This window comes from Companilactobacillus formosensis (genome assembly GCF_005405305.1).
Lineage (GTDB): Bacteria > Bacillota > Bacilli > Lactobacillales > Lactobacillaceae > Companilactobacillus > Companilactobacillus formosensis.
The window spans coordinates 184,203-197,604 of sequence record NZ_BJDU01000004.1; the positions used below are offsets into that span (position 1 = coordinate 184,203).

Genomic DNA, 13,402 nt, shown 5'->3' on the forward strand with positions numbered 1-13,402 from the left:
ATTTCTGAATGAAAAGAGGGAACGGATCAGTGAAAACAAAAGAGGATGGTGAAAAAAAGTATAAAATAGAATTTTATGGTGGAAGAATAATGGGGATAATCCCTATTGCAATCTACATTGTCGTCAGTGCGGGATTGGCAGTGTTCTTTCAAGTTTATTCAATGAAAGGTTTAGTCTTTGCTTCAATTATAGGTTTATTATTTGCTTTTTTCTTTGTGAAAAATAAATCTAAATATTGGAAATCAGTTATTGGTGGCTTAGCTCAATTTGGTAATTCAAAGTTAATATTTACTTTTATTATGATTGGGATTTTTACTAAGTTATTAACTGTTGGCAATATTGGAAGTGGTTTTGTTTGGCTGAGTACAAAATTAAGTATTACTGGTAGTGCTTTTGTTGTCTTCACATTTATAGCTTCAACGATTATTTCTATGGGAACAGGTGCTCCGATTGCTGCAGTGTTTGCGGTCGTACCGATTTTCTATCCGCCGGGGATTATGCTAGGCGCGAAGGCTTCGGTTTTAGTGGGCGCAATTTTGAGCGGAGTATTTTTTGGCGATGCAATGTCACCAAGTTCACAGGTCATTAATACAACGATCGATACACAGCATGATGCAGCTACGCAACAGTCAGCAAAATTGCAAACCGTTATGAAGGAAAGAACCCCATATTTGTTGGCAATAGCCGTTATCAGTGCAATCATGTTTTATTTATTTGGGGCTGATGGGGCGCAAGTCAGTGCTCAGCAATTAGCTCAAGTAGCGGCAGATTCCGATGGTACTGGATTGATTATGTTAATTCCGATTGCTGTTTTATTGGTAATTAGTTTCATTAAGCAAGATCTTTTCTTGGGATTGTCGTATGCGACAGTGTTGGGACTGATTTTAGGAGTAGTTTTTGGCAATTTCACTTTAAGAGAAATTTTTATGATTACGCCTAAATTGGAATTAACGGGGATTTTAATGGATGGCATGTACAGTATGACCGATATTATTATTTCTTCCATACTACTATTTGGAATGATTGCCATCGCGGTAGATTCTGGTTGTTTGGATTTATTGTGTGATTGGATTTTGAGTAAAAAAGCTATTCAAACTAAAGCAGGAGCAGAAATGGTTTTGGTTCTAAGTATTGCTTTGATTAATATTTTGTTATCAGGGTGCGTTTTGCCAGCAATTCTTTTGTTTGGCGGAGTAGCTGATAAAATTGGCCAAAGTGTCAATATTTCTGCTAATAAGCGTTCATACTTGCTTACTGGAATGGCGACAACCTTTACAGCTATCGTACCAATTAACAGTGCTTTTGTAATGGGTTCGATGACGCTGATCAATCAGATTGAAGTAAGCGGTGTCAAAAATATATCGATAAACCCATTTGAGATTTTTGCATCTAGTTATTATTGCTTATTATTGACTGTCGTTTGTTTCGTTTGGGTCTTACAAGATAAAAAAAGTTCTAGAAAAGCTAACTTTGAGGAGGTGGGCGTATGACCGAACAATATGATGCTGTGATTGTTGGCGGTGGTCCTGGTGGATTAACAGCCGCAATTTATGCAGGTCGCGCTGAATTAAAAACTTTATTAATTGAAAAGGGTGGTTATGGTGGCCGAATCACTGAAACTGCCGAAGTAAAAAATTATCCAGGAGTTCAATTAGATTCAGGACAACATTTAATGGAATCTTTCAAACAACATGCGCAAGCCAATCAATCAGTTAGCTTAAAGCGGACGACTGTTACAGGTGTTCAACGAATTGAAGATGGATTCATTGTTTCAACGAAGCGTCGGGGGGACTTTCAGGCTAAAACAGTAATTTTGGATTTGGGAACTGTCCCTAGAGAACTCAATATTCCCGGAGAAAAAGAATTTGCTGGACAAGGAGTTTCTTATTGCGCCACATGTGATGCTGAATTTTTCAAGAATCAAGAAATTTATGTTGTTGGTGCTGGTGATCAAGCAATTGAGGAATCAGAATATTTAGCCAAATTTGCTAAAAAAGTTAATATCGTTGTTTTACATGATCCTGGCGTTTTGGATTGTAATGAGGTAGCAGCTAAAAGTATAAAAAATAATCCTAAGGTCAATTTCATTTGGGATTCAACTTTATCAGCAATTGAGGGCAGTGACAAAGTCGAAAAAGTAAAAATCAAAAATGTCAATACAGGTGAAATTACTGAACATTCGACAAGTGGCGTCTTTTTCTTTATTGGGATGACACCACAGACAGGCATTGTTTCTGATTTAGTAAAACGTGATCAACGTGGTTATATTTGCGTCAATGACAAGCAAGAAACTAATGTCCCAGGATTATATGCAATTGGTGATTGTACTGATAATTTCTTGAAACAAGTGATCACGGCTTGTGGCGATGGGGCTAAAGCTTTGGTAGCGGCACAAAGATATATTGCTGAAGAAAAGCAGATCAAAAATATTTTAGACGATGCTGATGAGAAAGTAGCGTTTGTCTTTTATGATCCTTATCAAACAAATGACATAGATTTAGCAAGCGAGTTCGAAAAGGATTTAGCAGATTACAAAGTTTACAAGCAAGATGTTTCGAGACAGTCGTTATTATTTAAAAAATTAAAACTCACCCAAACTGTCAGTGCAGCTTTGTTTGAGAATGGTACGTGTCAAAAAATTGTTAATGATATTTCAGAATTGAATTTAATTAAAAATTAGGAGTGATAAAAATGGGTCAACCAACAGTATTTCCACATGGAACAACAATTTATAAACCAGACAAATGTTATAACGGATACACAATCGTTCCTTTGATCAATGATGGCGTTTTGTTATTTGATATGAATGGGAATGAAGTCAGACGTTGGAATATGCAAGCAATGCCTCCTAAGCTATTAAAGGGTGGCTACGTTATGGGAACATCAGGTTTTAGACATCCCGATTATGGTATGCAAGATGGCGTTAATTTAATTGAAATTGATTATGATGGCAATATCGTTTGGCAATTCGATAAATTGGAAAAAATTGACGATCCCGGACGTGATCATCGTTGGATGGCTAGAACACATCATGATTTCCAAAGAGAGGGCAATCCTGTCGGCTATTACGTTCCAGGTCAAGAAGCTAAACCATTGGAAGGCAATACATTGATTTTGGGACATCAAACAATTCACAATCCGGAAATTTCTGATAAAAAATTATTAGACGATGTTATGTATGAAGTCGATTGGGAAGGCAATATCGTTTGGAAATGGTCTTTGAGTGAGCACTTTGATGAATTAGGCTTTGATGAAGCAGCCAAGAATGTCTTATTCCGTGATCCTAACATGCGTTCTTCCGATGGCGGTGTTGGTGATTACATGCACGTCAATTGCATGAGTTACCTTGGATCAAACAAATGGTACGATGCTGGGGATGAAAGATTTAAACCAACTAATATTATTTTTGATAGTCGTGAAGCTAATATTTTGGCTATTCTCGATAAAGATACGGGTCATCTAGTTTGGAAGATTGGTCCTGATTTCAACGCTACTCCGGAATTGAGAAAACTCGGTTGGATCGTCGGTCAACATCATTTCCACATGATTCCTAAAGGTCTACCTGGTGAAGGCAATTTGATGGTCTTCGATAATGGTGGCTGGGCTGGATACGGTACGCCAAATCCATCTTCAAAAATTGGTAGTAAAAATGCTACTCGTGACTACAGCCGTGTAATCGAATTTGATCCAACAACGCTCAAAGTAGTTTGGGAAGTAACACCAAAAGATTTTGGCAATGCAATTCCAGTTGATGCAAGCAAGTTTTATAGTCCATACGTTTCATCAGCACAACGTTTGCCAAATGGTAATACTTTGATTGATGAAGGTTCCGATGGTCGCTTGATTGAAGTAACTCCAGAAAAGGAAATTGTTTGGGAATGGATTTCACCATATTATTCACACAATGATCCAGGTCAACCTACGAATAATATGATTTATCGTGCTTATCGTTATCCTTATGATTACGTTCCACAAGAACCAAAGCCAAAAGAAGTTGCGATTGAACCAGTTGACAATACGACATATCGTCTTCCAGGAGCAGGTAAATTCGGTGCTAAGACGGTCGTTGATGTTGAAGGAACTTTGCCATATTACAAAGATGTCGCTTTGTGCGTTGCAACTGATGATGAAGAAGATGTTGTTAACAAAGAAAAAGTCTTTGATGTGGATAAAGATTTCTTCAAGCCTTTGACTAAAGATAATTTTGACGCTGAAGTTAAAGATGTCACGGATAAACCAGTGCTAGTTCTCTTTGGTGCTGAAAGATGCGTTCATTGCAAGGCATTGCATCCAGTCCTAGAAGAAGCATTGAAAGAAGATTTCAAGGATGAATTTAAGATTGGTTATGTTGACGTCGATGCCAATACTAAATTATCTGAAAGTTATAAGATTACTGGAATCCCAGTTGTCATCATCTTTAAAAATGGAAAAGAAATTCAGAGATTCCACGGTGAAAGAGATTACGACGATGTTTGCGATTTCTTAGATGATGCTCTAAAGTAAAATAAAGTTGTAATTGGAGGTAAGCGATGGAAAAATCAACTTTTATTGAAAACGTTTTGCATCATCCCTTGGTAAAAGATAACTATCGGATTGAGAGCTATAAACGCAATACGATCATCAAAACGCCTGGGACTCCAATTACCCACGTCGGTATTGTAATAGAAGGTTACTTAAAAGCTATAAGTTATTCTAAATATGGCAAAGAGATGTGTGATAGCCTATTCGTTCCCAACAGTATTATTTTGGAATATCTCTATTTATCAGGAGATATGTATTACACTTATACTTTGTCATCGATCAATAATTGTAAAATTTGTTGGTTGCCAATTGATATCTTTTCAAAAATTGTTTTTGACGATAAGGAATTTTCCAAAGTCTATATTCAGCAATTGGCGCAAAGAGGTTTAGAAAATCAACGGTTAATAGCTTGCTTAGGTTACAAAACAGTACGAGAAAGGATTACTTATTGGATTTTGAGTGATAGTGTCTTGTCGACAAAAGAAAATGATGATTTAAAAGTTGAATTCCCTGTGTCACAAGAAGCTTTTGCCGAAATACTCCATGTCACTCGTTCATCTTTGAATCAAGAACTGCACAAGATGAGTTCAGAAGGATTCTTTAAAATTAATCATAATGTTCTCTCACACATTGATAAAAATAAATTGATGGAAGAAATATAAAAACTCCACTAGAAATTTATTTACCAAATTGGTAAATGATTCTAGTGGAGCTTTTCTGCTTTTTAAATTTCGTTTCGACTTTTTCGTTTCTCTTTAAGATTCTTCAGGCGTTCAATCAAATGACGATTTTGATAATTGAAAATCAGCTTTGAAGAGAAGTAGTTGAATAAACCTACGATCAATTGATCAATTGCCTTGACAATCAAATTATTCCAAGGGAAGATCCAAACTGCGACGATCATAAAAACATCGTCAAAAATCAATGAGAAGATTCTTGAGACTAAGAAATAAAAGCCTTCTTTGATTAATTTTTTAGGATTTTCAATTTCAGATTTAAATACATACAATTTAGTTACGAAAAATGAAAAGAAGTTGGAGACAAACCAAGCAATAGTATTAGCTATCCATAATGTAATGTGGAAATAGTTGTGTGATAGATCAAAGATACCGATATTGATCAGTGATGCTAAAAATCCAAAGAAGCAATACACCCAAAAATTACGATATTTTTTAATTAATTCCATGACTAAAGATCCATTTCTTGAGCCTTTTTATAGATTGATTCCGCAAAATGATCCAGATTATCGATGTCATCTTGTTCGGGATCTAATTCAACTTTGACCGACTGAGCGCCTCTAGTGGCTCCAACTTGTTCGAAGATTTTGCCAAATTCATCAACAGCACGACAGAAGTCCTCATAAAAAGTATCACCAGAACCACAGACGCCATAAACTTTACCTGATAAATCAAGATCTTGCATGTCATCGTAGAAGTCTAAAGCTTCATCAGGGACGATACCTTGATCATAGGTGTAACTAGCTACCACACAAATATCACTATCTTCGAAGTCAGCTGCATCGGTTTGAGAAACTTCGCTCATATCGACCTCGCAACCTAATTCTTCAAATTTTTCCGTTAAAACATATGCGATATCTTCATCATTACCAGTGATACTGGCAAATACGATTTTTACTTTTGTCATAATTAATTGTCGCCTCATTTATTTATATCTTGGGATATTATAGCAAATATTGAATTTAACAGCTATCCAATTAAAAAAACTACGACAATGTTATAATGAAAATAACATTTTTGAAGGGACATGTTAAAACGTGATTACATTAAAATCTGCAAGAGAAATCGAAGGAATGCAAAAGTCTGGAGAATTGCTTGCTAACACACACATTGGTTTGCGCGATATTATCAAACCAGGAATTTCCTCAATGGAAATTGAAAATTTTGCAAATGACTATATCGAATCTCACGGTGGTCGTCCATCTGAAAAGGGATTTGAAGGTTATAAATATGCCACTTGCGTCTGTGTCAACGATGAAGTTGCTCATGGAATTCCACGTAAGAATTTGATTCTAAAGAGTGGGGATGTCTTAAAAGTCGATATGACCGTCAATTTAAATGGTTACGAAAGTGATTCTTGTTGGACTTATGCTGTTGGGGATATTTCAGCAGAAGACCAAAAATTGATGGATGTAACTCACAAGGCTTTATATTTAGGAATTGACCAAGCAGTAGTTGGCAATCGTTTAGGTGATATTGGTTATGCTATTCAACACTATGTTGAAGATGAAAACCACATGGGAGACGTTCGAGATTTGATTGGACATGGAATCCAACCTACAATGCACGAAGCTCCTAATGTTCCTCACTACGGAGAACCAGGTCAAGGTTTAAGGTTGCGTGAAGGTATGACGATTACAATCGAACCAATGGTTAATTTAGGTACTTGGGAAATCAAAGATAAATTTGTCAAAGCCGACGGTTGGGAATACTTTGTTTCTGCTGATGGTACCGATTCTGCTCAATATGAACACACTATTGCTATTACTAAAGATGGTCCTAAGATTTTGACATCACAAGATCCAGAATACGATGCTAAATATTTACTATAATGTTGGTGAAATAATGGATGATAATAAACAGCAGGTGCCATTATTTAAGCAATCGGTAAAAAAAAGAGAGAAATTTATCGGTTTCATTAAATATGTTACCCAAGCAATGAGCGACTCGAATGTACCCATGGCTTCAAAGGCAATCACATATTATATCCTGTTGTCGTTATTTCCAGCAGTTATTATTGTTGGAAATTTGATTCCACTATTACGATTAGATAAACCAACCGTGATCAGCTACATTGAATTCATTTTGCCAGACGATCTTCATCACTATTTATTGCCGACAATCGTAAAGGTTTTGTCTAATTCTAATAGAGGTATCTTGTCAGTTGGTATTGTTGTGGCTCTTTGGGCTATTTCCCGAGGCTTGAATATTGTACAAATGACCATGAATGAAGCTTACGGTTTGGATGTAAACAGTCTGTTTGTTGAAAAAACTTTCCTCAACTACATCATTCGTCGTGGATTAGCTTTCTTTACGACTTTGATGTTATTACTCGTTGGGGTAGCAGCAATTGTAACGTTTACATTTGGACAAGTTTTTTTGAATTGGCTAATTCCGTTGCTACACGTGAATTCACGCTGGTTAGATGAATTTGCGCGTTGGAAATGGCCGTTCGCTATTGTTATAATGATTTTGATCGTTTTTGCTTTATTTTATTTTTTACCTAATATTCGTCTAAAATTTTATTACATAATAACTGGAACCATCATCACTAGTATTGGTCTTTTAGGCTTATCGCAATTGTTCTCATATTATTTGAAATACTTTGGGTCAGCCTGGGACAACTACGGTGCAATTGGTGCCATTATTGTGTTTTTGTTGTGGGTGAATATGTCAGTGACGATCTTTTTATTTGGAAATGCAATTAACGTTGCTTTCGCTGAATCACTCGGCGGTCCATATTTAAGGAAAAGTACTGGTCGATTAACTAGTTATTTGCAGTCGCATGAAAAGGAGAATAATTAATGAAAGTCAGAAAAGCAATTATCCCAGCCGCAGGTTTAGGAACAAGATTCCTACCAGCAACTAAGGCTTTGGCTAAGGAAATGTTACCAATCGTTGATAAGCCAACTATTCAATTTATCGTTGAAGAAGCTAAAGCTTCAGGTATCGAGGATATTTTAATTATTACTGGTAAAAACAAGCGTTCTATTGAAGATCACTTTGATTCTGTACCAGAATTGGAACAAAACCTTGAATCTAAGAATAAGACAGAACTATTAAAGGTAGTTCAAGATACAACTAACCTTGGTGTTAACTTGTATTACAGTCGTCAAGCTCATCCAAATGGTTTAGGTGATGCGGTTGCCCAAGCTAGATCATTTATCGCCGACGAACCTTTCGTAGTTATGTTAGGTGACGATTTGATGAAAGATAAGGTTCCTTTGACAAAACAATTGATTGAAGACTATGAAAAGACTCATGCTTCAACGATTGCCGTTATGAGAGTTCCAGAAAAAGATGTTTCAAAATACGGTGTCATTGATCCTGAAGGCGAAAACGAACCAGGCTTATTCAATGTTAAGAAATTCGTTGAAAAGCCAAAGGTTGAAGATGCCCCAAGTAATTTAGCTATTATTGGTCGCTATTTGTTAACTCCAGAAATCTTTGATTTACTAGCAACTCAAAAACCAGGTGCTGGTAACGAAATTCAATTAACAGATGCTATTGACCGTATGAACAAGACTCAACGTGTCTTCGCTCATGAATTTAAGGGTGAAAGATTCGATGTCGGTAACAAGTTTGGCTACGTTAAGACTAATATTGAATATGGACTCACTCATCCCGAAGTTGAAGGTGAATTGAAGCCATACATCCTTGACCTTGCTAAGAAACTTCAAGCCGAAACAAAACCTACAACTAAGAAATCTTCAAAATAATTAACCGAGTAACAAACAGTCATTAGCAACTCTGAAACCAAAGAGTTGTTGATGGCTGTTTTTATTGTTGAAGAAAACTGGCATTTCATAGTATTCCTTTTTATTGAGGAGCACTAAGAATTCCCAGTTCTTAAGACCGTGCAAGTTAGTCGCTGTCTTCAAAATTACCTCGTCATCAATAATTTCAATATCGACGACAGGTAAATTTTTATCGGAAGTTTCGACAAAGATTCGATTATTTTTTTTGAAATCATTTAACAATAAGATTAAATCAATAGTAAGCATAAGAAATTTCCACCACTTTTATTTGTTTTTCTGGCTTAATTAAATTATTATTAAGGCTTAAGGATATTTTACCAAGTTTGAAGGGACATGAAATATGGATCCAATAGTAATTATAGACGCAAAGAGAACTGCCATCGGTAAATTCAGAGGTCAATTCGCTGATATGACTGCAGTTCAATTAGGAACACAATTAGTTTCTAAATTGTTAAAAAAGAACCATCTCGACCCCAAATTAGTTGATCAATTCATTTTTGGAAATGTTTATCAGACTGGTATGGGACAAAATACAGCCAGACAAATTGAATTAAATGCTGGCGGACGTGTCGATGCTACAGCCATGACAATCAATCAAGTTTGTGGTTCAGGTATGAAAGCTATTTATGAAGGTGTTTCTGCTATCACAATGGGTAACGCTGATATTGTCGTTAGTGGTGGAGTCGAAAGCATGTCGAACGCTCCATTTTACGCACCAAGAACTGGCAAGATGGAAGTTTCGCCTAAATTGTCAGATGCTTTGTTCAACGATGGTTTGAATGATGCTTTCAATCACTTGCCAATGGGTTTGACAGCTGAAAATGTTGCTAAAAAATTCCACGTTACTAGAGAACAACAAGATGAGTTTGCTTACCAATCACATCAAAGAGCTTTTAAAGCTCAAGCTAAATTAGCTAAAGAAATTATTCCAATCGAAGTCAATGGCGAGGAAATCACCACCGACCAATCAATTCGTCCAACTACGACTTTAGAACAAATGGGCAACTTGCGAACCGTTTTTGACAAGAAGGGAACTGTTACAGCAGGTAATTCTTCACCAATCAACGATGGAGCAGCAGCTTTGATTTTGATGAGAGCTAGTCGTGCTAAAGAATTAGGCTTAGATTATGTGGCTCAAATCACAGGTTATACAGAAGTTGGTATCGACCCTAACTATATGGGCTATGCGCCTTATTATGCAATCAAAAAGTATTTCAAACGTTATCAAACAGACCTAGCTGATTACGACTTATTTGAAGTTAATGAAGCTTTTGCAGCTCAAGCAGTTGCTGTTGGTCGTGATTTAGAGATTCCAACTGATAAATTAAATATTTACGGAGGGGCAATTGCCTTAGGTCATCCACTTGGTGCAACCGGAACGAGAATGATTGCTACTTTGATCAATTCATTACAACAAGAGAATAAGACGACTGGTTTAGCATCACTTTGCATTGGTGGCGGCATGGGCATGGCTATGGGTGTCAAACTAAATGAAAATCTATGAGTTAACTCTTGAACAAAGAATCAAATACTTGCTAGAAAATGAGTATATTAATCAACGGCAAGCTGATTCGTTATTGAAACGTCAGACTATTTCAAAAGATTTAGCTGATAGTTTGAGTGAAAACCAAATCGGTAGTTTTAGTTTGCCTTATGGTTTTGCTACTGATTTTAAAGTTAATGGCAAAGATTATTTGGTGCCAATGACGATCGAAGAACCGTCAGTTATCGCTGCGGCCTCAAATGGTGCCAAAAGAATCAAGAACAGTGGTGGTTTCAAAGCTTTCCCATCTAAGCGCATCATTTATGGACAGATTGTTTTGGAAAAAATCACTGATGCTGATTTTGAACAATTGGAACAAAATAATTCGAAAATTTTTAGTTTTGCTCAAAATGCTCATCCTAGTTTACTTAAACGTGGTGGCGGCGTTGTGTCATTGAAATTCAATCGCTATGATGAATTTACAGAGGTTGAGTTAGGAATTGATACCGTCGATGCAATGGGCGCTAATATGGTCAACACGATCCTAGAAAAGACGGCTCATAAAATTGTTGAGTTAACTAATGATGATGTTTTGTGCAGTATTTTATCTAACAGTGGTCAAGATCAAGTTATCATTGTTGAAGCTAAAGTTGATTTTGCCCAATTAGGGACGAAAAACATGACTGGTGAGCAAGTTGCTAATAGAATCGTTCAGTTGTCCCGCTTCGCTCAAAAGTCGGTTAAACGAGCAATTACGCACAATAAAGGCATCATGAATGGAATCGATGCAGTTTTGTTGGCAACTGGAAATGATTTTCGAGCTCAAGAAGCAGCTGCTCACAGTTTTGCCTTTGAATCAGGGCAATATCAACCATTCAGCGAGTGGCATATAGAAGATGATCAATTGGTTGGAACTTTGAAGATGCCAGTTGAACTAGGTAGTGTCGGTGGTGCTATCAGAGCATTGCCAATGGCTCAATTGAGTTTAGCAATTATGAAAATCAAAAACAGTCAAGAATTGCAGTCAGTCGTTGGTGCAGTAGGTTTAGCTAATAATTTATCAGCTATTAGGGCTTTAGTTACGACAGGTATTCAGGCTGGCCACATGGGCTTACAAAGTAAATCTTTGGCAGTTTCTGCAGGAGCGGTTGGTTTAGAAATTCATGCAGTTGCTGAAAAATTGAATCAAACTAAAGATTATACAATCAAGAATGCTGAAAATATTTTGAAAGAGTTGAGAGAAAAATAATGAATATAGGTATTGATAAAATAGGTTTTTATGTCCCAAAAGATTATATTGATATTGTTGAATTAGCTAAGAGAAGAGACGTTGATCCTAATAAATTTACAATTGGAATTGGCCAAGACAAACAAGCTGTTCCATTACCTCATCAAGATGCTGTAACAATGGCTGCTAGTTCAGCTGACAGTATTTTGACAGATGACGATAAGAAAAATTTAGGGATGATGATTGTCGGAACTGAAAGTAGTGTCGATGAGTCTAAATCAACTGCTGCCTTTTTGATGGACTTGTTGGATCTACCAGAAGACATTCGTGCTTATGAAATCAAACAAGCTTGTTACGGAGCTACAGCCGGATTGCAAGCTGCTTATGACTTCGTCAGTTTAAATCCTGATAAAAAGGTTCTAGTCATCGCAACTGATATTGCTCGCTATGGTATCAAGACGCCCGGAGAAGTTACTCAAGGTGCGGGTTCAGTTGCTATGTTGATCAGTCAAAATCCCCGAGTTTTGAAGTTAAATCACCAATCAGTTTACATGACGAAAAATGTCGGCGATTTCTGGCGTCCAACGTTCTCAAAGACAGCTTTTGCTAGAGGAAAATTCTCTAATGAAGTTTACGTTAATTTCTTCCAAACTCTATGGAGTAAGTTCCAAGATAAATACTCGGTAACAGCCGATGACTTCTCAACGATGCTTTTCCACATCCCTTATACAAAGATGGGAACTAAAGCTCTACGTACGCTTGAAGGAAAAGTTTCTGATGAAAAATACGCTGAATTGACGGAACATTATCAAAATAGTGTCAAATTCAGTCGTGACGTGGGTAATCTCTATACAGGTTCACTTTATTTAGGTTTATTGTCATACCTAGTTAACGGTGCCAAAGCTAATGAAGACGTCTTGATGTTTAGTTATGGCTCAGGTGCTGTTGGTGAATTGTTCAGTGCCAAAATTCAACCAGAGTTTGAACAAGTTATCGACAAGCAAGCTTTGATTGATATGCTAAATAATCGTCAAAAAATCAGTATCGATGAATATGAAAAAATTTACCAAATTGAATATAAAAACGACACAATTGTTGATCCATCAACTATTAACGACAAGTTCTATTTGAGTGAAATCAAAGAAAATGAACGTATTTATAAAAAGCTAAAATAAAATGTTGTAAACGCTTTCTTAAGATGTTATATTAAAGACGTGGTAAAGATGAAGTGTCAAGAACTGTAGCCCTAAAAAGATTTTGATTCAGAAAATGTTATCGTTTTCCAGGAGATGGTAGGATTAGTCTAGAACAAATAAAAGTTAAGGTAGTACAGTTCAACGGCATTTTAGGAACTAGCGAAAAAAGTTAACATAAGATCGACCTAATTAGTAGTAGTCGCGCAAGCTCAATACATAGTTCGCTAGGATCCTATAGTTGAACTAACATAAGTAGTACATATTCATATATAGTAAGATATGTTTCAGGTAGTAAGATTCATTTAAAGTTTAGATTCATTTAACGTTGATGAAACTGCAGTAAATTTCATCTTACCACTTATATCTAACTAGGGACTTCCAACACACGGAGGTCCTTTTTTAGTGCAGAGGGTGGCGCAAGCTTGAGAATTTCCGAGCATTTTCGTAACTTTTTAAATTACCCATGGTTTCTGGTTCAT

The 13,402-nt window shown here is 36.5% G+C and carries 13 protein-coding genes; 10 read left to right on the forward strand and 3 right to left on the reverse strand.

Features of this window, described 5'->3' with window-relative positions; genetic code table 11:
• The first annotated feature begins 29 nt into the window (after positions 1–29).
• From FFM65_RS06225 to FFM65_RS06240, 4 genes are read left to right on the forward strand one after another with little or no spacing between them, the layout of a single operon-like run.
• Complete coding sequence (locus FFM65_RS06225; RefSeq protein WP_119318146.1) at positions 30–1,490, forward strand: Na+/H+ antiporter NhaC family protein; 1,461 nt, start codon at positions 30–32, stop codon at positions 1,488–1,490.
• Positions 1,487–2,680 (forward strand): NAD(P)/FAD-dependent oxidoreductase, encoded by a 1,194-nt coding sequence (locus tag FFM65_RS06230; RefSeq protein ID WP_119318147.1) that lies wholly within the window; start codon positions 1,487–1,489, stop codon positions 2,678–2,680. Before FFM65_RS06225 ends, FFM65_RS06230 begins: the two co-directional genes overlap by 4 nt.
• Before the next feature lie 11 nt (positions 2,681–2,691).
• Entirely contained in the window at positions 2,692–4,503 is a 1,812-nt protein-coding gene (locus FFM65_RS06235) for a DUF6568 family protein (protein WP_119318148.1), read from the forward strand.
• A 26-nt stretch (positions 4,504–4,529) separates the two neighbouring features.
• A complete protein-coding gene (locus FFM65_RS06240; RefSeq protein WP_119318149.1) occupies positions 4,530–5,183 on the forward strand; it encodes a Crp/Fnr family transcriptional regulator in 654 nt (217 codons plus the stop codon).
• Positions 5,184–5,245: 62 nt separating this feature from the next.
• Here FFM65_RS06240 and FFM65_RS06245 read toward each other — a convergent pair whose 3' ends face one another.
• Entirely contained in the window at positions 5,246–5,707 is a 462-nt protein-coding gene (locus FFM65_RS06245) for a GtrA family protein (protein WP_119318150.1), read from the reverse strand.
• A 2-nt stretch (positions 5,708–5,709) separates the two neighbouring features.
• A complete protein-coding gene (locus FFM65_RS06250) occupies positions 5,710–6,165 on the reverse strand; it encodes a flavodoxin (protein WP_119318151.1) in 456 nt (151 codons plus the stop codon).
• Positions 6,166–6,295: 130 nt separating this feature from the next.
• Between FFM65_RS06250 and map the strand changes: the two genes are divergently transcribed.
• From map to galU, 3 genes are read left to right on the forward strand one after another with little or no spacing between them, the layout of a single operon-like run.
• Entirely contained in the window at positions 6,296–7,090 is a 795-nt protein-coding gene (gene map, locus FFM65_RS06255; RefSeq protein WP_057812912.1) for a type I methionyl aminopeptidase, read from the forward strand.
• Between the two features lie 13 nt (positions 7,091–7,103).
• A complete protein-coding gene (locus tag FFM65_RS06260) occupies positions 7,104–8,063 on the forward strand; it encodes a YihY/virulence factor BrkB family protein (RefSeq protein ID WP_245954238.1) in 960 nt (319 codons plus the stop codon).
• Positions 8,063–8,977 (forward strand): UTP--glucose-1-phosphate uridylyltransferase GalU, encoded by a 915-nt coding sequence (gene galU, locus FFM65_RS06265; protein ID WP_119318153.1) that lies wholly within the window; start codon positions 8,063–8,065, stop codon positions 8,975–8,977. Before FFM65_RS06260 ends, galU begins: the two co-directional genes overlap by 1 nt.
• Here the strand turns inward: galU and FFM65_RS06270 are convergent, their stop codons facing one another.
• Entirely contained in the window at positions 8,978–9,262 is a 285-nt protein-coding gene (locus FFM65_RS06270; RefSeq protein ID WP_119318154.1) for a hypothetical protein, read from the reverse strand.
• Positions 9,263–9,356: 94 nt separating this feature from the next.
• Between FFM65_RS06270 and FFM65_RS06275 the strand changes: the two genes are divergently transcribed.
• From FFM65_RS06275 to FFM65_RS06285, 3 genes are read left to right on the forward strand one after another with little or no spacing between them, the layout of a single operon-like run.
• Positions 9,357–10,520 carry a thiolase family protein gene (locus tag FFM65_RS06275; RefSeq protein WP_119318155.1) on the forward strand — a complete coding sequence of 388 codons (1,164 nt, stop codon included), beginning with the start codon at positions 9,357–9,359 and terminating at the stop codon, positions 10,518–10,520.
• Positions 10,507–11,748 carry a hydroxymethylglutaryl-CoA reductase, degradative gene (locus FFM65_RS06280; RefSeq protein ID WP_119318156.1) on the forward strand — a complete coding sequence of 414 codons (1,242 nt, stop codon included), beginning with the start codon at positions 10,507–10,509 and terminating at the stop codon, positions 11,746–11,748. The genes FFM65_RS06275 and FFM65_RS06280 overlap by 14 nt, the downstream gene beginning before the upstream one ends.
• Positions 11,748–12,902 (forward strand): hydroxymethylglutaryl-CoA synthase, encoded by a 1,155-nt coding sequence (locus FFM65_RS06285; protein WP_119318157.1) that lies wholly within the window; start codon positions 11,748–11,750, stop codon positions 12,900–12,902. The genes FFM65_RS06280 and FFM65_RS06285 overlap by 1 nt, the downstream gene beginning before the upstream one ends.
• Positions 12,903–13,402 lie beyond the last annotated feature (500 nt).